We start from the raw sequence: 23,579 nt of genomic DNA on the forward strand, positions 1-23,579 counted from the left end.
GGACGGGGGCACCCCTGGCCCCCTGCTTCCCAAGCTGCTAGCAAGCGGTTCGTGGGCCTTCTGGATGACGTTCAGCGTGACGGCGATGGAAACCAGGGGCTGCCCGGTGTTCTCATCTCCAACGTGCATCATGGCGAGCAGGGGCCGCCGGTGTGCGCAGCGACTGAAGCTCCCCGCCCCGTGCCGTTCCGGCCTTTTGCCTAAGAATGAATGACTCCCTCGAGACCCTCCTCGCCGACGGCATCATCGACGCCGTCATCGGCCAGCTGAAGACGGGGAAGGAGGCGGAGGTGTGGCTTGTCCAGCACGCCGGCCAGGTCGTCGCAGCGAAGCTGTACAAGGAGCGCCACGAGCGCAACTTCCGCAACAACGCCGGCTACAAGGAAGGCCGCGAGGTGCGCAACTCGCGCACGCGCCGCGCCATGGAGAAGGGCAGCCGCTTCGGGCAGGCCGCCGCGGAAGAGGCGTGGAAGAACGCGGAAGCGGACTCGCTCTACAAGCTGCACGCGCAGGGCGTGCGCGTGCCCACGCCGGTGATGTTCTACGAGGGCATCCTCCTGATGGAGCTGGTGCTGGACGCGGAAGGCCAGCCCGCGCCCCGGCTCGTGGAGGCCCCGCCCCAGACGCCCGAGGAGGCCGAGGCCCTCTACCTGGACCTGCGGGCCCAGGTGATTCGCACCCTGTGCGCGGACCTCATTCACGGGGACCTGTCGCCCTACAACATCCTGATGAGCGGGTCCGGACCGACCATCATCGACTTTCCGCAGACGGTGGCGGCCGCGCGCAACAGCCAGGCGGAGTTCTACTTCCGCCGCGACCTGGACAACGTGCGGCAGTACCTGGAGGGTTTCTCGGCCCGGCTGGCGAGCCGTGCGGGCGACACGGGTGAAATCTGGAACGCGTACGTGCGGCGCGACCTGACGCCGGACTTCGTGCCGTCGGGCGCGTTCCGCGAGGCGCCTCGCAAGCAGGGGGGCCCCGGCCGCCAGGGCTTCCGGCAGGAGCGCTATCCGCTGGAGGAGCAGCCCCGGCGCAACGAGTACCGTCCGGCCCCGGCGCCCGTGGCGGCGGTGGAGGAAGGGCTCAGCGCGGAGGAGGCGGAGCTGCGCGCGCTGGAGGCGCTGGTGCTGCGCCAGGGTGGCGGCGAGCGCGGGCGGCCGGTCGTCACGCAGAGCCCGCGGGATGGGCGCCGGCGTGGTGGGTTCGGCGGCAAGCCGCCGCCGCGCAATGGCAACGCGCCCCGGCCCGGGAACGCGGGACCGCAGCAGAACGCGGGAGCGCGTCCGCAGCAGGGCGCGGGCAACAACCGGCCCAACGGCAACCCCGGGCGTCCGCAGCAGGGAGCCCCGCGCAACGGCGCTCCGGCGCAGGGAGCGAACCCTCCGGCGGCGCAGGCGGATGCGCGCGCGAACGGCCGGCCGCAGCAGGGCGGCCCGCGCAACGGCAACCCGCGCAACGAGCCGCGCCGGGATGGACGTCCGCCGCGCTCCCCCAACGGCGAGCCGCGCATGAACGGCCAGCCGCACGGTGAGAACGGCCAGCCACGCATGAATGGCCAGCCGCATGGCGAGAACGGCCAACAGCGCACGAATGGCCAGCCGCATGGCGAGAACGGCCAGCCGCGCATGAACGGCCAGCCGCATGGCGAGAATGGCCAGCCACGCATGAACGGCCAGCCGCATGGCGAGAATGGCCAGCCGCGCATGAATGGCCAGCAGTACGGCGAGAACGGCCAACAGCGCATGAATGGCCAGCAGTACGGCGAGAACGGCCAACAGCGTACGACCGGCCAGCAGCGCGGTGAGAACGGTCAGGCCTCGCAGCGACAGAACGGCCCGCAGCGCCAGAATGGCCAGCAGCGCCAGAATGGCCAGCAGCGAATGAACGGCCAGCAGCGCGGTGAGAATGGCCAGCCGCGCACGACCGGTCAGCAGCACCAGAATGGTCAGCCGCGGATGAACGGCCAGCCGCACGGTGAAAACGGCCAGCAGCGGATGGACGGCCAGCCGTACGGCGAGAACGATCAGGCCCCGCAGCGTCGGAACGGTCCGCAGCGCCAGAATGGCCAGCAGCGCATGAACGGCCAGTCCCATGGCGGCGAGTCGGATCCGAACGCCCAGGCCCCGCAGCGTCAGAACGGTCAGCCGTATGGCGGCGAGCCGGGGGCGAATGGCCGGGGGCCTCGGCAGAACGGCCTGCCGCAGCAGAACGGAGAGCCGCGCCAGAACGGCCGACCGCCGCGTGGCGAGTGGCGCGCGAATGGCCGGCCGCAGCAGAACGGCGGACCCCGCCAGGAGAGCTCGGGGGCGCAGTCGCGCATGAACGGCCAGCCCCGGCAGGACGGCGGCGGCTGGACGGCCGAAGCTCCGGCGCGGCAGGCCCAGGACGGGGCCGGGATGAACGGCGCCGGCGAGTCCCGCGCGAACGGCCAGCAGCGCAATGGCGGCCCCCGGATGAACGGCCGGCCGCCGCGCAACAATGGCTCGTTCCAGGACGGCGCTCCTCAGCAGAACGGCGAACCGCGAATGAACGGCCGGCCGCAGCAGGGTGACGAGTCGAGCCAGAACGGCCTTGGTCCGGGGTCCGGTCCTCGCGAGGCGCGCGGCAACCCGCCCAATAACGGGCCCCGGATGCCCCGTCAGGGCACCGAGCGCGGCGCGGGACGTTCTTCCCGAGGTGCCGCCGCCCCCCAGGTGAGCTACGTGGCCCGTCCGCCCGCGGCCTCGTCCTCCAACCCCGAGACAGGCTCCACCTGAGCCGCCGGCACTGAGAAAGCCAGGTTCCCAGGCCGAGAGGCCGGGGGACCACGAGGACGCCCCAGCCGGGGCGCACGGCACGAACTGGTCCGACTGTCGGACCAGTTGGGGCAACCGCCGCTCCCAGCTGGCTGACCGGCTGCGTCAGCCGCTGCGTCAGGGTCCTTCATTCCAGCCAGGCCGCGACAGCTGGTCCGACAGTCGGACCCGTTGGGACGACTACCGTCCCCAGCCGTGCCTGGGGCAGCCCCTCCAACCGAGCCGAGAAAACCTGTCCGACTGTCGGACCAGTTGGGACCACCACCGTCCCCCAGCTGACTGACCGACTGCGTCAGTCGCCGTGCCGGGGACCTCCACGCCATCCGAACGGTGAGAACGGGTCCGACTGTCGGACCAGTTGGGACGACTCCCGTCCCCCAGCCGTGCCTGGGGCAGCCCCTCCAACCGAGCCGAGCAAACCTGTCCGACTGTCGGACCGGTTGGGATGATCCCGTCGCCGCGGGCGCGCCCTACTCCGCCTTCACCGGCTGCTCGCGCGCCAGTTCCTCGCGGAAGAAGCGGCTGCCCTTCGCGAGCGTCGCCATGTACGGCCGCACGTCCTCGCGAGCCTCCGCGCTCAGCGCCGCGAACGGCGTCACGTGCGCGTCCGGCACGTAGCGGAACGTCAGGTTGATGCGCCGCGTGCGGAAGTCCGGCAGCTCCGGCGGCATCACGTGGCCCGCGCGCGTGTCCACCCGCTGCACCCGGTGGAACGTCTGGTCCTTCCACTGCGCCCCGCCAAAGAGCTGCAGCGACCCGTCATCCAGCCACTGCTCCAGCACCACCGCGTCGCGCTCGCCGGGCCGCGTGGACGTGACGAACTGGATGAGCGCGCGCTCCCCCAGGGACAGCGACGCCACCGGGCCCGGCTCGAAGTCCTTGTGCTCGCCCACGCGCGCGGTGTCCACCCAGCGGCCATCCTCCAACCGGCTGCCGTAGAAGTTCACCAGGCACGTGTTGAGGTGCCAGCCCTGCGGCATGTCCGGCCCCCGGAACATCCGCCGCGCCAGCGCCTCCACCTTCGCAATCTGCCGCTCCAGCACCGCCGGGAACGGCTCCGCCTTCACGCAGCGGTCCTTCACGCCCTTCGGTGGCCGGTAGTAGTCCAGACACGCGAACTGCCAGTTGCCCAGCCAGTACACCGGCCGCAACAACCGCCGCTGCTGCTGCCCCTCCGGCGGCGGGAAGTGCTTCGAGTAGCGCTCCTCCCACAGCGGGTGCAGCGTGCCCAGCCACGCCAGGATTTCCGCGCGGTCCGCCGAGGCCAGGAAGCTCGCGTTGTAGTGGTGGCCCGGCGTGCGCTGCGCGGCCTTGCGCGCCAGCGGGGAACCCGGACCCCTGCGGGGAGGCAAGGCCATCGCTCGGCTCCTCACGCCTCGGAGGCGGCCACGTCGAACGCCAGCTCGATCATCTCGTCGAACGTCGTCTGACGGTCCTCCGGCGACAGGTGCTCGCCGGTGAGGATGTGGTCCGACACCGTGAGCAGCGCCAGCGCCCGCGCGCCGAACTCCGCCGCCACGCCGTACAGGCCGGCGATCTCCATCTCCACCGCCAGGATGCCCATCTTCGCCAGCGTCGCGTTGAGCGCTTCCTGCGGGTGGTAGAACAGGTCGGACGTGAAGACGTTGCCCACGCGCACCGGCTTGTTGCGCTTCTCCGCCGCCTCCACCGCGCGCCGGGCCAGCGTGAAGTCCGCCACCGCCGGGAAGTCGTGTCCCATGGCGCGCATGCGGTTCACATTGGAGTCCGTGCCCGCGCCCATCGCCACGATGACGTCGCGCAGCTTCACGTCCGTGCGCAGCGCGCCGCAGCTGCCCACGCGGATGAGCACCTTCGCGCCGTAGGTCCTCACCAGCTCCGTCGCGTAGATGGAGATGGACGGCACGCCCATGCCGTGCCCCATCACCGACAGCCGCTTGCCCCGGAAGGTGCCGGTGAAGCCCAGCATGTTGCGCACCGACGTGACGGGGCGCGCGTTCTCCAGGAAGCGCTCGGAGATGTAGCGCGCCCGGAGCGGGTCGCCCGGCATGAGGACCACTTCGGCGAAGTCACCGGGAGACGCGGAGATGTGCGGAGTTGCCATGGAACCAGAAGCCCTTTCAGCGTCCGGTCGACAGACCGGACGGAGCACCCGTGGGGACCGCCACCGGCGTCGGTGCCGGCGCGGCGGGAGTGCACGGATTGGGCAGCTTGCCCGAAGCCGCGGGCGCCGTGTTCACCAAAGCGGGGGTCTGCGCCTGGGGAGGCAGCCGGCGCGGCGGCAGCTGCACCGGCGGGGGGATGGGGCAGTGGGTGCACGGCCCCTTCAGCGGAATCACCAGCCGCCGGCCGATGCTCAGGAACGTGTTGCGCATCCGGTTGGCCTTCTTGATGGCCACCACGCTGGAGTTGTGCCGCAGCGCGATGCCGCCCAGCGTGTCCCCGTTGCGGACCCTGTACATCATGAGGTTCTGGTCCGGCTGCAGCGCCAGCAGCGGCGCCACCCGGCGGCCCAGCTCCTGCGCGCGGCCATTGAAGAAGCGCACGTGGAAGTGGTCGCGGTGCCGGCGCGCGTGCTTGATGAGTGAGTTGAAGCCCGCGTTGAACAGCGAGTCCAGCCAGACCTTGTCCTCGCCAATGGACAGCGCGTAGTCGTACAGGACCTTCATCACGCGCTTGTCCACGAGGATCATCTGCACGTCGGTGTTCACCACCAGCGAGCGCACCAGCGCCCAGTTCATGGCCACGTCGATGTAGCGCTCGCGCTCGCGCTCACGCACCGGCTCCGCGGTCGGGTAGTAGAAGCCGAAGTCCACGTCGCGGCCGTTCTGGTGGCTCTTGTGCGGGCGCAGGTAGCCGCCGTCCTTGGTGGACAGGCGGTTGACGCGCAGCGGGGGCACGTTCGGGTACTGCGCGCGCACCGCGCGGATGGCGGCGGCCACGTAGTCCACCGTCTCCTGCGTGCCGTAGGCGATCTCCGGCGACACCACGAGCCAATCCTTGTCATCCGGCACGCGCACGCTGTTGAGCTGCCGGCCGCTCTCCACGAAGCCGATGGACATGGAGCCCAGCGTGGACGGGTCCTTCTTCCACGCCTCGGTGAGCGCCTCGTCGGACAGGTCGGCGGTGTACAGCGGCCCCGCGGGCGCGGCGGGCGCGAGCGGCGCCTGCATCTCGCCTTCCTCGCTCACGCCTTCGTCGTCGGTGGCGGCGGTGGCCTCGTCGTCCTCCTCCTCGTCCACGGGGCAGGGGTTTTCGCGCACGGCGGCGTCGGTGACGACGGCGGCCACCTCCGCCGGGGAGGGCATCGCGGTGGGGGCGCCGGACGCGGTGACCGGAGGCGTGGCCTGCTGGGGCTGACCCGGCGCCGCAGCCGCGACCTGCGCGGGCGGCGTCGCGGCCGGAGTCTCCACGGGCGGCGTCGCTGACGCGGCCGGGGTCGGAGCCGGCGCCGGGACGGGGGTGACGACACGCGCGGCACAGCCGGCGCAGAGCAGGAGGATCAGGAGTGAGGAACGCACCGGGCCGCAGGATGACCCGAGATGCGCAGGCCACCAAGCGCGGAGCGCGATTTTGACTGCGCGTACGCACCCCTGCCTGCCTGCTTCATGCCTGTCTCAAACGCTCCGCGTGAAGCCTTCCGCTTCCAGCACCTGCGAGGCACGGCGCGGCGTAAGCACGTCGAACGGCAGCCGCCGCCCACCACCCATGGACAGCACGCGCTTGTCCTTGCTCACCAGCCACGAAGCCCCCGCGCGCGCGGCCAGCGCGAGGAACTTCTGATCATCCCGGTCCCTGCACGGCGGCAGCTCCACTGGAGTCCCCTCCCCGTCCGCGACCCGCACGAGCGCGCCGTACGCGTCGCGCACCGCCCGCTGCGCGTCCGCCGCCAGCTTGAACGAGGGATAGGCGAGCACCAGCTCCAGCTCCCTCAACGTGTGCCGGTCCGCCCACGCCGTCAGCGCGCCGGAGTGCAGCGCCTCCTTCAACGGCCGCGTGAACGCGTCATCAAAGACGAACACGTCCAGCACCACGTTGGTGTCCAGCACGACGGAACGAATGGCAGGCACAGCGGAAGGCGTCCTCACGGGAAGGAACTTTCCGTCACCAATACCGTCAACACAACCCTGCCCCTCACCCGCCAATCACAATGCACGGAGCGTCCTTGGCCAAAACCCGGAATCATGGATAACAATGCATCTCGTTGAACCCCTCCCCCTGACCGGCCCCGCCGGTGAAAGGTCTGTCCATGAAGCCCACGCCCCGTTCGCTGTGTCTGAGTTTGCTGAGCGCCGCTGCCCTGCTGGGTGGCTGTGGAGGCGAGGAGGCGCCCACGCCGCAGGGTGAAGGCGTCGTGGTGCCGCCGGTCCAGACGGAGGTCGCCGGCAACCAGGTGAGCGCGAGCGCGGCTTGGTGCGACGACGTGACAACGTGGGACCCGGCCTGGGTGGCGTTCGAGAACGAGGTGCTCACGCTCGTCAATCAGCGCCGCGCGGCGGGCGCCACCTGTGGCGGTGTGGCGAAGCCGGCGGTGGGCGCGCTCGTCAACAACGACCTGCTGCGCTGTGCGGCGCGCAAGCACTCCAAGGACATGGGCACGAACAACTTCTTCAGCCACACGGGATCCAACGGCTCCTCGCCGTGGCAGCGCATGACCTCCGCGGGCTACAGCTACCGGACGGCGGCGGAGAACATCGCCGCGGGCTACAGCACCCCGCTGGCGGTGGTGAACGGCTGGATGGCCAGCACGGGCCACTGCAACAACATCATGAACGGCGCGCTGAAGCAGACGGGCATCGGCTACTACAACGCGCCCTCCAGCACGTACCGCGCGTACTGGACGCAGGACTTCGGCACGCCGTAGTCCCAGCGGGAGGGAGGGCGGAGGGCTATGCTTCGCGCCCCATGCCCTCCCCCTTCGCCGAGCACTTCCCCGCCCTGCGGTCCGGCTTCAGCTACCTGGACAACGCCGCGGGGGCGCAGGTGCCCACGCACTGCATCGACGCCATCCATCAATTCCTCTCCGGCGGCAACTGCAACGTGGGCCAGCCCTACGCCGCCTCCCGCGTGGCCACCGCGCTCAAGGCCCGGGCGCGCGAGGAGACGGCGGAGTTCCTCAACTGCCGGCCCGAGGAGGTGATGCTCGGGCCCAGCGCCACCGCGTTCACCTTCCAGGTGGGCCGGGCGCTCTCGCGCCTCTTCCAGGCGGGCGACGAGGTGGTCGTCTCCGAGCTGGAGCACGAGTCCAACGCGGCCCCGTGGCGCGCGCTGGAAGCGCAGGGCGTGAAGGTGACGACCTGGCGCGCGAGCTGGCCGGAGGGCCGGCTGGAGGCGGCGGAGCTGCGCAAGCTCGTCACGCCGCGCACGCGGCTGGTGGCGGTGTCCGCGGCGGCGAACTCCGTGGGCTCGACGCCGGACGTGGCCGCCGCAGCGGAGGTGGCGCACGGCGTGGGCGCGTGGCTGTTCGTGGACGCGGTGCACTCCAGCCCGCACCACCTGCCGGACGTGCGGGCGTGGGGCGCGGACTTCGCGGTGTTCTCTCCCTACAAGGTCTTCGGTCCGCACCTGGGCTGTCTGTACGTGCGGCGTGAGCTGCTCGCGGGGCTGCCGGCGGACAAGCTGTGGTTCATGCCGGATGACGGTCCGCAGAAGTTCGAGCCGGGCACCGCGAACCACGAGGGCTGGGCCGGATGGCTGGGCTCGCTGCGCTACCTGCGCGACGTGCTGGGCGGTGGCCAGCCGGGACGTCAGGGATTGGCGCGGGCCTTCCAGCGCATCGCGCAGCTGGAGCAGCCGCTGCTGGAGGCCGCGCTGGAGCAGCTGTCGCGGCACCCGCGCGTGCGGCTCTACGGACCGAAGACGTCCGCCGGGCGCGTGGCCACGTTCTGCTTCAACGTGACCGGCCTGGCACCGCGCGCCGTGGCGGAACACCTGGCCGAGCAGGGCGTGGGCGTCGCGGCGGGGCACTACTACGCGACGATGGCGGCGGAGGCGCTGGGGCTCATGCCCGACGGCGCGGTGCGCGCCTCGCTGCTGCACTACAACACGGCGGAGGACGTGGGACGGCTGCTCGCGGCGCTGGATTCGCTTCCCTGATGCCGGGAGCGCTCACGCACTGGAGCCTCCCGCTCCGCGTCAGCTTCGACGAGCAGGGCGTCACCTTGCGCCCGCTGCTCGCGAAGCCTGTCTTCATCGCATGGCCGGAGGTGGAGTTCGTCTGCCTCACGCCCACGATGGAGCGGCTTCCCGAAGGCTGGCGGGAGAAGACATACACGTTCCTGCCCAAGGGCTTCCGCTCCACGCTCCAGACGTCGGGGCACCTGTCTGTCGAGCTGGTCGTGAAGGACCGGCGCCCCCTCCTGGCCCGGACCCGGGGCGCCTGGACCCGGCTGTGGCTCACCGGCCGGCTGCGGCCCATGCTCGACGCCATGGATGCGTGGAAGGTGGATCAATCCCTGGTCAGCCTGGATGTCTACCGGCACCGGTTGAACGCGCCCCTGGATGAACTGCTGGACCTGCTGGCGCGACATTGCCGGTTCGACCTGGTCGTCCACGACTTCTGAGCAGGCTCCGGCGCAACAGCTCGCATCGGGGCTGTAGACAATAAATCCGTGACACCGGAGTCAAACCTGACACACGGCGGGTGTGACCCAACCGTATTGTATTCCTCGCCGTCACCACTAGAGTGATTCGCCTCACCCGGCGGCTGTCCCCGCATGCGCTGATACATCGCCATGCATCAACGGGGACGGCCCCTCCCTGCGTTCGAGAACCCCATGCAACGAAAAGGCAGTTCCTGGCTGCTCTGTGTAGCGGTGTCCGTCCTTGCCGTGCTCTCCGGCTGCGCGTCGGAGACGCAACCCGCCGCGACCGGCAGCGTGCAGGTGAGCACCCTCGCCCAGAACCTGGCGTCCTCCGACGTGGCTCGCGTGGAGCTGGCGATCAGCGGGCCGGGCATGACGTCCCTCAACGCGTCGCTGGAACACACGGGTTCTCAGTGGACCGGCATGATTGGCAACATCCCCGCGGGAACGGACCGGACCTTCAACGCCCAGGCCTTCGACGCGAGCGGCACCGCCATCTATGAGGGCCAGGCGACGGGCGTCACCATCGAGTCAGGCCAGACGGCGATGGTGGTGCTGATGCTCCAGCAGCGCACCGCCCCCGCCCCCTTCGAGAACAGCGCGCCCCGCCTCACCGGCATCTCCGCGTCCGCCTGGCAGGTGCGCGCGAACCAGCCGGTGACGCTCAGCCTCTCGGCCACGGACGCGGACGGCGATGCGCTCACCTACGCCTGGACGGCGGAGGGAGGCGCCTTCGGCGATGCCACCGTGGCGAACCCCACCTGGACCGCGCCCGCGACTCCGGGCAACTACTCGCTGGACGTCGTCGTCTCCGACGGCCGGGGCGCGCAGTCGGGCGTGACGCTGCGGATCGCCGTGCTCCAGGACACGGGGTTCGCGAACGTGGCGGCCTCATTCAACACCTGGCCCGTGGTGGCGCAGGTGAAGGGCACGCCGTTCGGGCAGGTGGCGCCCGGTGGCACCGTGACGCTGGACGTGACCGCGACGGACGCGGATGGCGACGCGCTCAGCTACGCGTGGAGCGATGACTGCGGCGGCGGCTTCAGCACCACCACCGCCGCGCACGGCGTCTGGACGGCGCCCGCCTCCGAGCCCACGGGTGGCCAGTGCCAGGTCACGGTCGCGGTGACGGATGGCCGGGGCGGCAGCACGGCGGGCACGCTGCGGCTCAATGTCATCCAGCTCCAGGTTCCGACCCTGCCGCCCGTCATCGGACAGGTCTTCCAGTCCACGGCCGTGGCCGTGGCCGGAGACACGGTGCGGCTGTTCGCCACCGCGACGGATCCGGAGGGAGCGGCCCTGACGTTCACGTGGAGCGCCAGCGGCGGCACGTTGGGGACGCCTGTCTCCACGGCTTCCCGCAGTGAGGTCGTCTGGACGGCCCCGGTGGACTCGGGCGGTGCCGACATGACCGTCACGCTGGCGGTCGAGGATGCGAGCGGCCAGCGGACGACCCAGGCCTTCACGGTCCAGATGCAGGTCTGCGTCCAGACCGTCACGTCCTACCTCCTGAAGACGAATGCCTCCGCCACGCCCCGGGTCCTGACCTACAGCATGGTGGGCGGAGGAGGCGGCGGGACGGACCGCACGCTCGGCACCGATGGCGCCGTGGCGACGGGCAGCTTCACCTGGGGTGCCGGGGAGCCCCTGGAGGTCTTCGTCGGAGGCGGCGGAGGCTATGGGCGTTTCGGTTCAGGCGGTTCTGGCGGCGGTGGCGCGGGGTACTTCGGCGGTGGCGGCGGCGGCTCCTCGCCGGGTGGCGCGGGAGGCGGGGGCGGCGCGGGCAGCAGCGCCATCCTGAGCGCGGGCCAGCTGGTGGCGTTCGCCGCGGGCGGGAGTGGTGGCTCCTGGGGTGGCGAAGGTGGCAGCAACCGGGGTGGCGCGGCAGGACTCGATTACTACGGCACCCGCCGTCCCACGGCCGGAACCGCGAGAGCAGGTGGCTCGACCGACCTCGCCTCCGGAGGCATCGGGTTGAATGGTGGGGCCGGGAACGTCACCGCCGCGGGAGGTGGCGGCGGCTTCGGCGGTGGCGGCGGGGGCTCGGGCCCCATCGCCGAATCCTTCGGGGGCTCCTCGGGCGGAAATGGCGGAGCGAGCGGCGGAGGCCTGGGAGCCAATCACTGGTCCGGTGCCACGACCCTTCCGCCTGAAGCAGGCCTGGGCACGCTCGTGGGCGGCAACGCCGGCCTCGTCATCCTGAAATACGACGGCGCCTGCGCGCTCTGAACCGCACCGCGCGTCAGTCTTGAGCGGTCTCGGGCGATGCGCGCCGGTTGCTGCCGGAGCGCGTCGCCCTCACCGCCGCCACGATTTCGCCGGCGCCGAGAAGGACCACGCCCCAGAGGATGGCCTCCATGAGCCCATCGCCGTTCCCACGCAGGAGCACCTCGCCCAGCCCCAATCCCAGCATCACCTTCCCCAGGCCCGAGAGCATCCCCACGGCGAGGGAGAACGTGCCATGGCGGCCGGTGAGGTTGAGGACGAGCATCACCAACCCCATGGCAAAGAACAGCCCCCCGAGCACCAGCACGGCGGTGGCCATGCCGAAGAGCACACCCAGGGCATTCTCAGCCCCCTGGGCCCAGGCCCGGGAGGCGAACAGGACGCTGGCCGTGCCGAGCATCCAGGAGAGGCGCACCTTCATCGCGGAGAGGGATTGCATCCGTAAAACATACCACCTCACGCCTCCACGGGCGGAGGAGGCCGCTTCGCCGTCAGCGTCGCCCCCGCTGACGCGACGCTCACCAGCGCGACCGCCAGCCATTGCAGGGGCGTGAGGTGCTCGCGCAGGAACAGCCAGCCCACCACCGTGGCCACCCCGGGCTCCAGGCTCATCAGGATGCCGAAGGTGCGGCTGGAGAGCTGCCCCAGCGCCAGCATCTCCAGCGTGTACGGCAGCGCGCTGGACAGCAGCGCCACGCCCAGGCCCGCCGCGAAGAGGCCCGGCGTCATCCGCTCCAGGTGGCCCTCGCGCAGCATGAAGGGCAGCACCGTGAGCATGGCCACCACCATGCCCGCCGCCACACCCTGCCCTTCCGGCACGCGGCGCGACAGCCTTCCGCCCATCAGGATGTAGAGCGCCCAGCACGCCCCCGCTGTCAGCGCCAGCACCACGCCCAGCGGATCCAACCCGCCGGGCTGCGCCGTCCAGGGCGTAATCAACACGATGCCCGTCGCGGCGAAGAGCACCCAGAGGAAGTCCAGCGCCTTGCGCGAGCCCACCACCGCGAGCACGAAGGGCCCCACGAACTCCAGCGTCACCGCGAGCCCCAGCGGGATGCGCGCGATGGCCAGGTAGTACGTGAGGTTCATCACGCCCAGCGCCACGCCATACGGCACGACGGCCGCCCACTGCGCCCGCGTGTAGCGCAGCAGCGGTGGCCGGAAGTAGGCCAGCAGCATCACCGACGCCAGCACCAGCCGCAGGCCCGCGGCCCCCACCGCGCCCAGGACGGGGAAGAGCCCCTTCGCGAGCGCGGCGCCCCCCTGCACGCTCACCACGGCGATGAGGACCGCGGGAATGGGAGGCAGGGAGGAGGCACGGCGTCCGGCGACTTCGCTCATGGCGCCGCAATCTAGCCAGGGTGGCTCACGGATTCACGGGCGCACGCCAGGCCCCGGCCCGCAGGAGCGCCCGGCGCGCGAGGAAGCGGGAGAAGTTCCACTCCGGCACCGTGTCCCCCTGGGACAGCCGCTCCCGGTGGTCCTTCAGCACGGGCGCCAGGCGCTCCTGCTCCCACCCCGAAACGTTGGAGTCCATCAGGACCAGCCCGGGCACGGCATCCGCGGAGAGGTCGTAGAACATCTCGACGTCCACCGTGCCGGTGCGCGCGTACCGCTCCAGGTTGTGGCGGACGATGAAGGCCTCCGGGTTGAGGAAGTTGAGCGCGAGGACCGCGCCCAGCGCCGTCGCGAAGGCGCCCACCGCGAAGCGCTCCGGCTTCCACCACAGCGTCACCGCGCGCCAGGCCAGCGCCGCGCCCAGCGCCACCATGAAGACGTGCGTGTACAGGCGCAGCAGCGTGTAGCCGAACGCGTCCTCGTACAGCGACAGGCGCCGCATCGCCGACGCGAGGATGACCAGTGTCAGCCCCACCATCAGCGACGTGCTCGCGCGGAAGACCGTCTGCGCCACGCGCGTCTCGCGGCGCGTCCACCGCGTCAGGGCCATGACCAGCGCCAGCGTCAGCGAGGCGACGACCACCAGCTCGAAGAAGCCGCGCCGGGCGTACTCCGCGAAGGTGTAGCCGGCCGCGGGCGACACCCCGTCGCCGACGAACAGGTACGACACCTGGAAGGCCGCGAAGACGAAGAACAGCGCGTTGACGGCGAGGATGAGCGTGAGCGCCTCGATGAAACCCAGGCGCGGCGTGGCGGAGGCCACCTCCGCGTCCCCCAGCTCCTTCGTGGCGCGGCGGCGCAGCGCGTGGCCCAGCACGCCCGCCGCGACACACGCGCTGAACGTCACGCCGATGCCGTGCGTCACCACCGAGCCCAGGTCCACGTCGAAGGACACCAGCCGGTGCAGGGTGGAGGAGAAGACGCCGTCCGCCGACTCCAGCAGCAGCCCGAACACGAGCAGCACCGGCAGCGTCAGCAGCAGGCCCCGCGACAGCGCCCCCAGCAGGCGCGAGTGCGTCTTGAGGCCGCGCAGGTCCACGCTGTCCCGGGCGAGCGCCGGCGGGTAGAGCAGGCTCTGCGCGGCGGAGGCGAAGAAGACGACGACATAGTCGGTGAGCCCCAGCCGCTCCACGCGGCCCGCGGCCCAGAAGTGGGACAGCATCATCAGGAGCACGGCCGCGGTCAGGACGTTGAGCGTCAGCAGCCAGGAGCTGTCCCGCAGGGCCACGAAGACGCTGACCAGTCCCAGCGGCGCCAGCAGCCACGCATTGGGCCGCGCGCGCTGCCACCCCTCCCGTCCGCCCAGCCACGCGAGCGCGCCCACCAGGGCCGCCACCAGCACGGGGAAGCCCAGCCCCCAGCGCTCCCGGGCGAGCAGGAACTCCGCGAACACCCCCAGCGCCAGCGACGCCGCCAGCGTCCGGCGCGGGGCGCGCACCCAGGGCAGCAGCGGCCGGGCCGGTGCCGCGACGGAAGGGGCGGGAGAAGAAGGCAGGGGAGACATCGGAACGGACGGGTTCATGGCGTCGGCACCTCGCGGGCGCGTGCGCGCCCCACATGACGGCAGGATGCACACGCCCGGCGGCACGGCTGGGGACCTCGGGGGCGAGCGGTCGCGCAGCCACGCCGAACGGCGCCGGCCCTCCCGTGGCCGGTCGGCACGGGACGATGGAACAGCTCCACCGGGCGTCCACCTCACCGGCACCCGGAGTCCGCGCACGGTCCAGGCGAGCGAGCCGCGCTGCGTCGTCGGACGCTTCGGGCCAGTCCCCCCGTCCCATGAGAAAGCGCGGTGGTAGGTTGCCGCCCCGATGTCACCCTCGCCGCGGCTCCCCTTCCGCTTCCGTCTCCGCTCGAACCTCGCCCTGTGGGGCGCGATGCTCGCCTTCGCGGGCTGTGACGGCTCTTCTCAAGTACTGCCGGTTCCGGACGCCGGGGCGTGTGTCCAGGGCAACTGCCCGCAGCCCGACAGCGGAACGCCGCCGCTCCCGACCGGCCCCCGCGTGCGCATCGCGGCGTTCAACGTGCACCGCCTCTTCGACACCGTCTGCGCCTCGGAGTTCTGCGGCGGCTCCAACTACGAGGAGCTGCCCACCGCGGAGGAGTTCGCGGCGCAGGTGGGCCAGCTCGGCCGGGCCATCACCGCGCTCAACGCGGACATCGTGATGCTGGAAGAGGTGGAGACGCAGGCGTCGTTGGATGGGCTCCTGGGCCAGGTTCCGCAGTTCACCTACTCGCGGCTCGGGGAGACCTACTCCGCGGCGTCGGTGGACGTGGCGGTCCTCTCCCGGCACCCCATCATCGAGACGCGCAGCCACCGCGGCCAATACATCTACCGGCCGGACGGCTCCGCCACCCGCTTCTCGCGCGACCTGCTGGAGGTGCACCTGGACGTGGACGGCGCGCGCGTCATCGTCTTCGCGGCGCACTTCCGCTCCAAGGTGGACGACGATCCCGGCCGCCGCATCGCGGAAGCCAACGCCGCGCGGGAGATCCTCCTCGAGTCGGCGAGGGAGTTCCCCTCCGCGCTGGTGGTGCTCGGCGGAGACCTCAACGACGTCCCCGGCTCTGAGGCGATCAACGCCCTGGACAAGGCCCTGCTGCGCGTCGCCAGGGACCGGCCGGAGAGCGAGACGTGGTCGTATGTCTATTCCGGCCGGGGTCAGGCCATCGACCACCTCTTCCTCGCGCCCGGCGGGGGCGGCGCCTACGTGCCGGGCTCCTTCCGCGTGGCCCGCGACGGCAATGGCTACGGCGGCTCCGACCACGGCGCGGTGTACGCGGACTTCGCGCTCACCGAGCCCCCCTGAGTCAGCGCAGGACGGCGGGAGCCGCACACTCCCCCGCCCTCCTGGCGCGGGCCCTGTGGGCCACCGCACGCGAAAGGGCTGGCATTGACGCGGCAATGACAGCCAGGACGTAACCGTCCACGGCAGCCGCTTTCCAGTACGGCCGCCCTCCCTACCTTGAAAGCCATGAAAGCAAGCTCATGGCGAGGCTTCGCGCTCCGGCAACCCGTCCCCGGGGGCAAGCCATGATTGAGGTCCGCACCTTCGACGGCGACGCCTCCGAGGCCTCCTGGTTCCTCAACCGCGTCTGGCAGTCCACCTACGGAAGGACGGCGCCGCTGCCCGTCTGGGACAAGCGCTTCTGCGACTGGCGCCTGTTCCGGGGCGGCCAGGTGCCACGCGACTACCTGCTGGCGGCGTACGAGGGGAAGACGCTGGTGGGGACCCTCTTCGCGGAGCCCGCGAGGATCCGCCTGGGACGCCTGGAAGTGGACGGCAGCTATGGGCTCCGGGCCACCGTCACGAACTCCCATCGCGGGCAGGGCATTGGCGCGAAGCTGGCGCAGGAGCTGCTCCGGCGGCACCAGGACCGTGCGGCACGGCTCGCCCTGGGCTTCACGACCGCGGAGCCCCGCCCGCCGGGCTTCTGGCGCCGGACGTGGAGCACGCGCCTCTTCGGCGGGCTCGGGCTGTGGATGTATGCCTTTGACGCGCGCGCGCTCGCCCGCTGGTCCTTCACGGACAACGAGCGGCGGCTGTTCACGCTGGCGCATCCCTTCCTGCGGCACCGCTTCCGCGAGGTGGACCGCGAGGGCATCCGTCCCTATCAGCCCACGGACCTGGGGCGCTGCACGGCGCTGGTCCACGACATGCTGCGGCCGGTGACGTTGGGCTACACGTACACGACCGAGCAGCTGGCGGCCCAGCTCCAGTACCGGGACGTGCCCCACACCTTCGTGCTGGAGCAGGACGGCGAGGTGCGCGGGCTCGTCAGCTCCCACAGCCTGCTGATGACGGGCGTGGGAGAGCTCACCGCGGAGGTCGTGGACCTGATGGCCTTCCACGACTCCGTGTCCGACGAGGACCGGCAGCGGCTGCTTCAAGTCGCCATGCAGGACATGGAGCGCCGGGGCGTGGCCTGCGCGGGCATGCTGCGCGGGCCCGGCACTCCCGTGTCCCTGCTGTGCCGCTCGGGCTGGGTGCCCATGCCCCGTCGCGCGAAGGTGACGTGCCTCCTGCCCACCTGCGACCTGGACCTGCCCGCCGACCCGTGCGTCTTCACGCACCTGCGCTGACGCGCGAGCGCGAGCCCTGGACCTTGCGGTAGAGCCGCACGGCCCCGCTGGCCACGGTCCGCACGCCCCCGCCCGCGCAGACGCACAGCGCGGGCAGGACGAGCAGCAGGTACTGCGGCCACTTGGTGTTCCACAGCAGCAGGAACACCAGCCCCACGACGGCGCCCACCGCCCACACGGGCCGCTCGCGCCACGTCCTGGGCAGGCCCACCACCGCCAGCGGCAGCAGCGCCCGCGCGTTGAAGTGCGTGAGGTAGATGCCCGGGTCGGATGCCGACAGCCAGGTGTCCGTGAGGAACACGAGCGGCTGGTACCAGGGCAGCGCGCTGCGGCGCACGTGCTCGTTGTGTGAATAGTCCCAGTGGAACGTGATGGACTCCCACAGCGACGCGAACGGCGACGACCACAGCGCGGGGTTCACCAGGAGGAACGCCGCCGCCGTGGACACCACGATGGCGGCCCACGGGCGCCACTGCGTGCGCGCGCCCGCCACCAGGAACGGCAGGAACGTGAGCCCGCCCACCAGGCCATACGGATACTTCCCCGCCGCCGCGAGCCCCAGCAGCGCCCCCGCCACCGCGGTCCACCCCGGCGCGAAGCCCCCGCGCCGGGCGCGCTCGAAGGCGAGCAGCGCGAGCACCGCGAGCAGCCCCGGCACCGCCTCCAGGTACGCCTGGGACGTGTACTTCGTGTGGTACGGGTCCCACGCGAGCAGGAGCGCGCCGAGCGGATCCACGAGCGCCACGAGCGCCACCTGGAGCACCCCGGCCACCGCCGACAGGCTCCGCGTCGCGCGGAACACGGGGCGCGCGGCGTCCGGGATGGGCCGGCCCATGGGGACGTGGGACCAGTCGGGTTCGGGAGCGCCCGCCACCCGCACGGTCTGCGCGAAGAGCAGCTTCACCAGCGGCGGGTGTTCGAAGTTCTCCCGCAGCGCGCCGATGTCGCCCCAGCGGCCCTCCTCCAGCATCCCGGCATAGGTGAAGGCGATGGGCAGGTAGACCGCTTCGTCGAAGTCCTGTCCCAGCCGCTCCACGGCGCGGGCGCGCTGCCAGACGGCGACCAGGACGGCGACGAGTGCGACGAGGAGGGCCAGCAGGCGCGTGCGGGACACGAGCGCACGGATATCACGAAGGCCGCCCTGCTTTCCGTGCGCGGCCCGCCGGGCAGCCGGAGCACGGCCCTGGTGGCGCGCGTCCCCACGCCCCAGCTTTGAGGCATGAGAATCGCTCGCATCCTGACTGTTGCCGCCCTGCTCGCGGGCGGATCCGCTGTCGCGAAGCGCGACGAGACCGTGGAGCTGCGCACGCCCCGGACGACCGTGCGTGCGAGTGTCGGCGCGCAGGGTCTCCAGGGCCCGGACCTGCGGCTCCAGATGTCGGACGACGCGCTGAAGGGCCAGGCCTTCCAGCGCCCCGTGGACCTGAAGCTGTCGGACCGGCGCATCCAGGGCACCGTGGACCAGAAGCCGGTGAACCTCACCGTGGCCGAGCGTCCGGACGTGGTGGAGGTGATGGGCACCTTCGCGGGCCAGCCGTCGTCCCTGACGCTCAGTCCGGACGCGCTGACGGGGTCGGTGGGACCGTGCGGCTACAACCTCGTCATCGAGCGCGACCGCAAGCACTACCGGGGGACGCGCGCCTGCGGCGACGAGCGTGAGAACGGCGTGTCCGTCGCCATCCCCAAGGCCCTGGAGCAGGAGCCCGCGTCCGGGCGCATGGCCGCGCTGAGCGTGCTGCTCTCCCATCCGTGAGGGCGTGCACGGCGATGGTGCGCGGGGCGCGGGTGTAGTGAAGTCCAGGCCGTGTCCACCCTTCCCTCCGGCGTCGCGCCCGAGCGCACCATCGGGCCCTTCCAACTGCTGGCCCTCGGCGTCAACGGCATCGTGGGCGTCGGCATCTTCTTCGCGCCCGCGGAGGTCGCGGCGCAGGCGCCCGGCCTGGGCGCGGTGTGGGCCTTCGCGCTGACGGGGCTCGCGCTGGTGCCGGTGGCGTTCGCGTTCGCGGTGCTCGGCCGGCGGTTCGACTCGGATGGCGGGCCCGTGGTGTTCGCGCGCGCGGCGTTCGGCGAGCGCGTGTCGTTCCTCGTCGGCTGGGTGGCCTACGTCAGCGCCTTCCTGAGCACGTCCGCGGTGATGGCGGGCCTGGCGCGAGCGGTGGCGCCGTCCGTGGGCCTGGGAGGGCCCGTGGGCGAGCGGCTGCTGGCCTCCGCGCTGGTGACGGGGCTGGCGGCGCTGGTGGCCTCGGGCATCCGGGTGTCCGCGCGGACGTGGACGGGGCTCACGGTGCTCAAGCTCGTGCCCCTGGCGGCGCTGCTGGGCGCGTTCCTCTTCCTGCCGGCCGGACAGGTGCCGCCACCGCTGCCCGCCACGGGGACGTCCTGGCTGAAGGCGGGTCTGACGGTGATGTTCGCCTACCAGGGCTTTGAGATCGTCCCGGTCATCGCCGGGCAGGTGCGAGCGTCGGAGCGCACGGTGCCCATGGCGACGGTGGGCTCGCTGCTGCTGGCGATGCTGCTGTACGTGGGGCTCGTGTGGGCGTGCGTGGCGGCGCTGCCGGACCTGGCGCACGCGGGTGCGCCCCTGGCGCAGGCCGCGGGCGTGTGGGGCGGCGCGGGGCTGGAGCGGCTGGTGGGCGCGGGCACCAGCGTGTCCGCGCTGGGCATCTGCGTGGGGATGATGGTGACGACGCCGCGCTACCTGTCCGCGCTGGCCTCCGGGGAGCGTTCACTGTTCGGGCTGGAGCGCATGTCCGCATCGGGCGTGCCCATGCGGGCGCTCGCGGTGACGTGGGCGCTGGTGCTGGGGTTCGTGAACCTGGGTGACCTGTCGGAGCTCTTCGCGCTCTCCGCCATCGCGGTGCTGATGCAATTCGGTGTAACGGCCGCGGCGCTCGCGGTGCTGGCCCTGCGGCGGGAGCGGAGCCTGCGGCCGGTGCACGCGCTGCTCGCGGTGCCCACGCTGGTGCTGGGACTGACGCTGGTGGCCTTCGGCGCGAGCGCGCGCGAGGCGGCGGTGGCCTCGGTGGCGGTGCTCGCGGGGCTGGCGCTGATGCGGCTGTCGCGGCCGAGGGAGCCAGCGCCCGCCCGCCTGCCCTGACGTCCCCGCACGTCAGGAGGGCGGGCAGGCCTGGGGACAACCCGGCACGTAGTGTTGCGAAGGGGTGACCGGGCCGGGAGACTCGCGCGGGGGTCTTGCGAGGCGATGCTCGGGTATCAGGCGAATGCGCAGTGGCGGGATATGTCCGACTTCGTGGTGCACTTCACGAAGCCCGGGCCCCCGTACCACGACGCCTACCAGAACATGATGAGCATCCTGGGAGCGCGCACGCTCATCCCGGGCGCGGAGGGGTTTGGCATCGCGCGGCGGGAGGCGGTGGTGGCGGACCGGCACCGCTCGGTGTGCTTCAGCGAGATTCCGCTCGATCAGCTCGCGAGGCTGGTGCAGCGCCGGAGCCTGTACGGCATCGCCTTCCGCAAGAGCTTCATCCTGTCGCAGGGCGGAGGGCCTGTCTGGTACGTGCAGTACGGCTCTCCAGCGCACCTGGCGATGAAGCACCAGCTGGATCAGGCGCTGGCGGCGAAGGAGCCGCACAAGGAGCCCGTGTGGGCGGTGACGCCCTTCGTGGACATCCAGGGCGACGCGCACAACGCGCCCTACAGCTACCGCTTCGACTGGGAGCGCGAGTGGCGCGTCCCGGGCCTGCTGCGCTTCACGGAGTACGACGTCGCGGCGCTCTTCCTCCCGGAAGAGGTCCACACCCTGGCGAGGGACTTCTTCGCCTGGGCGGTGCGAGAGCGCGCGGGCCCGGGCTACTTCTGCCCGGTGCTGGACCCCGGTTGGAAGGCGGAGCAGATCATGGAGGCGCTGGCCAAGCAGACAGCGGCGCCGGTCGCGACGGAGCGCAAGAGCGTGCAGGGTTGAGGAGCGGGCTTGCCTACCGCACCCGCTCGATGCGGTGCTTGCGGCCCTTGATGCGGCCCTCGCTCAGCCGCTGGAACGCCACCTTCACCACGCGCTTGGAGACGGCGACGAAGGCGTGGTGGTCGTGGATCTCAATCTTGCCCACGTCCTCCGCCTTCAGCCCGCCCGCCTCGCCCGTGAGCGCGCCCAGGATGTCTCCGGGCCGCATCTTGTCCTTGCGCCCGGCGGAGATGGACAGCGTCTCCCAGCCGGAGATGAGCGACACGCCCGGCACGTTCTCCGGCACCAGCGCGTCCACGTCCCCCTTCTCCAGCTTCACGCCCGTCGTCGCTTCAATGTCCTCCACCTTGCGGCTGTCCGAGCGCGTCACCAGCGACAGCGCCAGCCCGCGCCGGCCCGCGCGCCCCGTGCGGCCGATGCGGTGCACGTACGCCTCCGGCTGCTGCGGCAGCTCGTAGTTCACCACCGCGTCCAGCGCCTCCACGTCGATGCCCCGGCCCGCCACGTCCGTGGCCACCAGCACGCGGGTGCTGTGATTGCGGAACTTCGCCATCACCCGGTCCCGGTCGAACTGCTCCAGGTCCCCCTGCAGCCCGTCCGCGCTCACGCCCGCCTGCACCAGCGCCCGCGTCAGCTCCACCACCACCGCCTTGAAGTTGCAGAACACGATGGCGGAGGCCGGCTGGTACTGGCGCAACAGCCGCAAGAGCAGCGCCTGCTTCTCCTCCGGCGTGCACGCGTAGCCCACCTGCTGGATGTCCGGCGCGGCCTCCTCCTGCGCCAGCGACACCCGCACGGGGTCCTTCTGGAACGCGCGGCTCAGCTTCTCGATGTCGTCCGGGAACGTCGCGGAGAAGAGCACCGTCTGCCGCTTCGCGGGCGTGGCCCCCAGCACCCGCTCCATGTCCTCGCGGAAGCCCATGTCCAGCATCCGGTCCGCCTCATCCAGCACCACCGTGGCCAGGTGCCGCGTGTCCAGCACCTCGCGGTCCAGCAGGTCCATGATGCGGCCCGGCGTCCCCACGCCGATGTGCACGCCCTTCTCCAGCGCCTCCACCTGCGGCCGGATGGGCTGCCCGCCCGCGAGCGCCAGCACCTGCACGCCCGGCATCCGGCGCGCCAGCCGCCTGATTTCCCCCGCCACCTGCGCGCACAGCTCGCGCGTCGGGCAGAGCACCAGCGCCTGGAGGTGGCGGTCCTGCGTGAGCTTCACCTTCTGCAGGATGGGCAGCGCGAACGCCGCCGTCTTCCCGCTGCCCGTGCGCGCCTGGCCCACCAGGTCCTTGCCCTGCAACAGCACCGGGATGCTCTGCGCCTGGATGGGGGTGGCGGTCTTGAACTCCAGCTCCTCCAGCACCTGGAGCAGCGGGGGCGACAGCGCGAGCGCGGAGAATTCCATCGAAGCCTCGGGGAACGGAGGCACGGGCGCCTCGGGAGAACGCGCCCTTGTAGCAGCCTTCACCCGCCGGACAAGCCCGGCAACCCTACCCCGCCCAGCCCGCCACCTCGCCCGCCGTCGCCTGCGCCAGCTTCGCCGCGGCGGCCGGGTCCACGCGGGCCGTGACGAGCACGCCAATCACCGCCCCCAGAAGCAGCTCCACCCGGCGGGCCACCGTCTTGCGCGGCAGCACGCCCGCCCGCGCCGCGCCCTCCAGGGCCCGCGTCAGGTGGCCTCGCAGGAGCGCCCGGTAGTCCTCCACCGCCTGCCTTGCCTCCGCGTCATGCGGGCCCAGCTCCGTCGCCGTATTCACCAGCAGGCACCCCCGCCGCGTCAGGGCCGGCGGCGCGGTGGCCATCGTCGTCGCGAGCGACTCGAAGTACTGCGTCACCTGCTCAAGGCCCGGCGCGTCCTTCGCGAAGACGCCCAGCCGCGGCCCGATGACCTCCTGGAGGTACAGCGTGATGGCCCGCGCGAACAGCCCGCGCTTGCTGTCGAACGTCTGGTACAGGCTGGAGCGGTTCAGCCCCGTCGCGGACTCCAGGTCCGACAGCGACGTCGCCTCGTAGCCGCGCGACCAGAACACCCCCAGCGCCGCCCGCACCGCCTCTGTCTCGTCGAACGCCCGCGTCCTCGCCACGTCACCCTCCTTGACAATTCTGAACCGACCGTTTCAATATGAATTCGGAACTGACTGGTTCAGAATAACCCGACCCCGGAGGGGGAGTCATCATGTCGCTGCTCGCGCAGGTCTTCGCGGTCATCGCCGCGCTCATCCACGTGCTGTTCTTCGTGATGGAGAGCCTCGTCTTCACGCGGCCGAAGGTGTGGCGGCGCTTCGGGCTGAAGTCGCAGGCGGACGCGGACGTGATGAAGGGGATGGCGTTCAACCAGGGCTTCTACAACCTGTTCCTGGCCCTGGGCGTGCTGGTGGGCGTGGTGCTGGTGCACACCGGCGCGGTGGTGTCGGGCGTGGCGGCGGTGGTGTTCGGCTGCGCGTGCATGCTGCTGGCGGCGGTGGTGCTGGTGAGCAGCAACCGGCGCTTCCTCCGGGCCAGCATCGTCCAGGGGGCCCTGCCGCTCCTGGCCATCTCGCTCGTCGTCTTCTGACTCGCCTTTCGCCCTTCGGGCCCGCCGCTCCAGCCACCTGTGG

The 23,579-nt window shown here is 71.6% G+C and carries 21 protein-coding genes; 11 read left to right on the top strand and 10 right to left on the bottom strand.

Annotated features, from left to right (window positions below):
• Nucleotides 1-206 precede the first annotated feature (206 nt).
• The gene (locus tag NR792_RS15495) at nt 207-2,756 is read left to right on the top strand and encodes an RIO1 family regulatory kinase/ATPase (RefSeq protein ID WP_375760801.1); all 2,550 of its coding nucleotides are present in this window, start codon (nt 207-209) and stop codon (nt 2,754-2,756) included.
• A 509-nt stretch (nt 2,757-3,265) separates the two neighbouring features.
• Here NR792_RS15495 and NR792_RS15500 read toward each other — a convergent pair.
• The 4 genes from NR792_RS15500 to NR792_RS15515 all read right to left on the bottom strand — a co-directional run bounded on the left by NR792_RS15500 (nt 3,266) and on the right by NR792_RS15515 (nt 6,844).
• On the bottom strand, nt 3,266-4,153 hold the full coding sequence (locus NR792_RS15500; protein ID WP_375760802.1) for an alpha-ketoglutarate-dependent dioxygenase AlkB: 888 nt from the start codon (nt 4,151-4,153) through the stop codon (nt 3,266-3,268).
• Nucleotides 4,154-4,164: 11 nt separating this feature from the next.
• On the bottom strand, nt 4,165-4,878 hold the full coding sequence (gene deoD, locus NR792_RS15505; RefSeq protein ID WP_207048551.1) for a purine-nucleoside phosphorylase: 714 nt from the start codon (nt 4,876-4,878) through the stop codon (nt 4,165-4,167).
• 16 nt (nt 4,879-4,894) lie between these two features.
• On the bottom strand, nt 4,895-6,187 hold the full coding sequence (locus NR792_RS15510; protein WP_375760803.1) for a penicillin-insensitive murein endopeptidase: 1,293 nt from the start codon (nt 6,185-6,187) through the stop codon (nt 4,895-4,897).
• A 204-nt stretch (nt 6,188-6,391) separates the two neighbouring features.
• A complete protein-coding gene (locus tag NR792_RS15515) occupies nt 6,392-6,844 on the bottom strand; it encodes a putative toxin-antitoxin system toxin component, PIN family (RefSeq protein WP_375760804.1) in 453 nt (150 codons plus the stop codon).
• 179 nt (nt 6,845-7,023) lie between these two features.
• Between NR792_RS15515 and NR792_RS15520 the strand changes: the two genes are divergently transcribed.
• The 4 genes from NR792_RS15520 (at nt 7,024) to NR792_RS15535 (ending at nt 11,587) form a co-directional block, all read left to right on the top strand.
• Nucleotides 7,024-7,638 carry a CAP domain-containing protein gene (locus NR792_RS15520; protein WP_375760805.1) on the top strand — a complete coding sequence of 205 codons (615 nt, stop codon included), beginning with the start codon at nt 7,024-7,026 and terminating at the stop codon, nt 7,636-7,638.
• 41 nt (nt 7,639-7,679) lie between these two features.
• Nucleotides 7,680-8,870, top strand: a complete 1,191-nt coding sequence (locus tag NR792_RS15525) for a cysteine desulfurase-like protein (protein ID WP_375760806.1) — start codon at nt 7,680-7,682, stop codon at nt 8,868-8,870.
• A complete protein-coding gene (locus NR792_RS15530) occupies nt 8,870-9,337 on the top strand; it encodes a hypothetical protein (RefSeq protein ID WP_375760807.1) in 468 nt (155 codons plus the stop codon). The genes NR792_RS15525 and NR792_RS15530 overlap by 1 nt, the downstream gene beginning before the upstream one ends.
• A gap of 252 nt (nt 9,338-9,589) precedes the next feature.
• On the top strand, nt 9,590-11,587 hold the full coding sequence (locus NR792_RS15535) for an Ig-like domain-containing protein (protein WP_375760808.1): 1,998 nt from the start codon (nt 9,590-9,592) through the stop codon (nt 11,585-11,587).
• 13 nt (nt 11,588-11,600) lie between these two features.
• Here the strand turns inward: NR792_RS15535 and NR792_RS15540 are convergent, their stop codons facing one another.
• From NR792_RS15540 to NR792_RS15550, 3 genes are read right to left on the bottom strand one after another with little or no spacing between them, the layout of a single operon-like run.
• Nucleotides 11,601-12,023: a hypothetical protein gene (locus NR792_RS15540; RefSeq protein ID WP_375760809.1), complete on the bottom strand. Its 423-nt coding sequence runs from the start codon at nt 12,021-12,023 to the stop codon at nt 11,601-11,603.
• Between the two features lie 17 nt (nt 12,024-12,040).
• A complete protein-coding gene (locus tag NR792_RS15545) occupies nt 12,041-12,925 on the bottom strand; it encodes a DMT family transporter (RefSeq protein WP_375760810.1) in 885 nt (294 codons plus the stop codon).
• 25 nt (nt 12,926-12,950) lie between these two features.
• Nucleotides 12,951-14,504, bottom strand: a complete 1,554-nt coding sequence (locus tag NR792_RS15550; protein ID WP_375760811.1) for a DUF4153 domain-containing protein — start codon at nt 14,502-14,504, stop codon at nt 12,951-12,953.
• A 289-nt stretch (nt 14,505-14,793) separates the two neighbouring features.
• Between NR792_RS15550 and NR792_RS15555 the strand changes: the two genes are divergently transcribed.
• Both NR792_RS15555 and NR792_RS15560 read left to right on the top strand, forming a co-directional pair.
• Nucleotides 14,794-15,792, top strand: a complete 999-nt coding sequence (locus NR792_RS15555) for an endonuclease/exonuclease/phosphatase family protein (protein ID WP_375760812.1) — start codon at nt 14,794-14,796, stop codon at nt 15,790-15,792.
• A gap of 224 nt (nt 15,793-16,016) precedes the next feature.
• Entirely contained in the window at nt 16,017-17,066 is a 1,050-nt protein-coding gene (locus NR792_RS15560) for a GNAT family N-acetyltransferase (protein ID WP_375760813.1), read from the top strand.
• Here the strand turns inward: NR792_RS15560 and NR792_RS15565 are convergent.
• A complete protein-coding gene (locus NR792_RS15565; RefSeq protein ID WP_375760814.1) occupies nt 17,050-18,180 on the bottom strand; it encodes a hypothetical protein in 1,131 nt (376 codons plus the stop codon). The genes NR792_RS15560 and NR792_RS15565 overlap by 17 nt on opposite strands.
• Nucleotides 18,181-18,285: 105 nt before the next feature.
• On the opposite strand from NR792_RS15565, the gene NR792_RS15570 reads away from it, so the two are divergent.
• The 3 genes from NR792_RS15570 to NR792_RS15580 all read left to right on the top strand — a co-directional run bounded on the left by NR792_RS15570 (nt 18,286) and on the right by NR792_RS15580 (nt 20,988).
• Nucleotides 18,286-18,819, top strand: coding sequence for a hypothetical protein (locus tag NR792_RS15570; RefSeq protein WP_375760815.1), 534 nt, complete (start codon nt 18,286-18,288; stop codon nt 18,817-18,819).
• A 90-nt stretch (nt 18,820-18,909) separates the two neighbouring features.
• Entirely contained in the window at nt 18,910-20,163 is a 1,254-nt protein-coding gene (locus NR792_RS15575) for an APC family permease (RefSeq protein WP_375761628.1), read from the top strand.
• 141 nt (nt 20,164-20,304) lie between these two features.
• A complete protein-coding gene (locus tag NR792_RS15580; protein ID WP_375760816.1) occupies nt 20,305-20,988 on the top strand; it encodes an abortive infection system antitoxin AbiGi family protein in 684 nt (227 codons plus the stop codon).
• Nucleotides 20,989-21,001: 13 nt separating this feature from the next.
• Here the strand turns inward: NR792_RS15580 and dbpA are convergent, their stop codons facing one another.
• Together dbpA and NR792_RS15590 are read right to left on the bottom strand one after the other, a co-directional pair.
• The gene (gene dbpA / locus NR792_RS15585) at nt 21,002-22,387 is read right to left on the bottom strand and encodes an ATP-dependent RNA helicase DbpA (protein ID WP_375760817.1); all 1,386 of its coding nucleotides are present in this window, start codon (nt 22,385-22,387) and stop codon (nt 21,002-21,004) included.
• Between the two features lie 85 nt (nt 22,388-22,472).
• Nucleotides 22,473-23,066: a TetR/AcrR family transcriptional regulator gene (locus NR792_RS15590; RefSeq protein ID WP_375760818.1), complete on the bottom strand. Its 594-nt coding sequence runs from the start codon at nt 23,064-23,066 to the stop codon at nt 22,473-22,475.
• Between the two features lie 92 nt (nt 23,067-23,158).
• On the opposite strand from NR792_RS15590, the gene NR792_RS15595 reads away from it, so the two are divergent.
• Nucleotides 23,159-23,536, top strand: a complete 378-nt coding sequence (locus NR792_RS15595) for a DUF1304 domain-containing protein (protein ID WP_375760819.1) — start codon at nt 23,159-23,161, stop codon at nt 23,534-23,536.
• Nucleotides 23,537-23,579: the final 43 nt, after the last annotated feature.

The organism is Corallococcus exercitus (assembly GCF_042231735.1).
In the GTDB taxonomy this organism is placed as follows: domain Bacteria; phylum Myxococcota; class Myxococcia; order Myxococcales; family Myxococcaceae; genus Corallococcus; species Corallococcus exercitus_B.

What these genes read in the sequence shown, in the direction of transcription:
- NR792_RS15500 (WP_375760802.1), bottom strand. Translation starts at nt 4,153, where the DNA reads ATGGCCTTGCCTCCCCGCAGGGGTCCGGGTTCCCCGCTGGCGCGCAAG.
- deoD (WP_207048551.1), bottom strand. Translation starts at nt 4,878, where the DNA reads ATGGCAACTCCGCACATCTCCGCGTCTCCCGGTGACTTCGCCGAAGTG.
- NR792_RS15545 (WP_375760810.1), bottom strand. Translation starts at nt 12,925, where the DNA reads ATGAGCGAAGTCGCCGGACGCCGTGCCTCCTCCCTGCCTCCCATTCCC.
- NR792_RS15540 (WP_375760809.1), bottom strand. Translation starts at nt 12,023, where the DNA reads ATGCAATCCCTCTCCGCGATGAAGGTGCGCCTCTCCTGGATGCTCGGC.
- NR792_RS15580 (WP_375760816.1), top strand. Translation starts at nt 20,305, where the DNA reads ATGTCCGACTTCGTGGTGCACTTCACGAAGCCCGGGCCCCCGTACCAC.
- NR792_RS15495 (WP_375760801.1), top strand. Translation starts at nt 207, where the DNA reads ATGAATGACTCCCTCGAGACCCTCCTCGCCGACGGCATCATCGACGCC.
- NR792_RS15520 (WP_375760805.1), top strand. Translation starts at nt 7,024, where the DNA reads ATGAAGCCCACGCCCCGTTCGCTGTGTCTGAGTTTGCTGAGCGCCGCT.
- NR792_RS15570 (WP_375760815.1), top strand. Translation starts at nt 18,286, where the DNA reads ATGAGAATCGCTCGCATCCTGACTGTTGCCGCCCTGCTCGCGGGCGGA.
- NR792_RS15525 (WP_375760806.1), top strand. Translation starts at nt 7,680, where the DNA reads ATGCCCTCCCCCTTCGCCGAGCACTTCCCCGCCCTGCGGTCCGGCTTC.
- dbpA (WP_375760817.1), bottom strand. Translation starts at nt 22,387, where the DNA reads ATGGAATTCTCCGCGCTCGCGCTGTCGCCCCCGCTGCTCCAGGTGCTG.
- NR792_RS15560 (WP_375760813.1), top strand. Translation starts at nt 16,017, where the DNA reads ATGATTGAGGTCCGCACCTTCGACGGCGACGCCTCCGAGGCCTCCTGG.
- NR792_RS15550 (WP_375760811.1), bottom strand. Translation starts at nt 14,504, where the DNA reads ATGAACCCGTCCGTTCCGATGTCTCCCCTGCCTTCTTCTCCCGCCCCT.
- NR792_RS15595 (WP_375760819.1), top strand. Translation starts at nt 23,159, where the DNA reads ATGTCGCTGCTCGCGCAGGTCTTCGCGGTCATCGCCGCGCTCATCCAC.
- NR792_RS15555 (WP_375760812.1), top strand. Translation starts at nt 14,794, where the DNA reads ATGTCACCCTCGCCGCGGCTCCCCTTCCGCTTCCGTCTCCGCTCGAAC.
- NR792_RS15530 (WP_375760807.1), top strand. Translation starts at nt 8,870, where the DNA reads ATGCCGGGAGCGCTCACGCACTGGAGCCTCCCGCTCCGCGTCAGCTTC.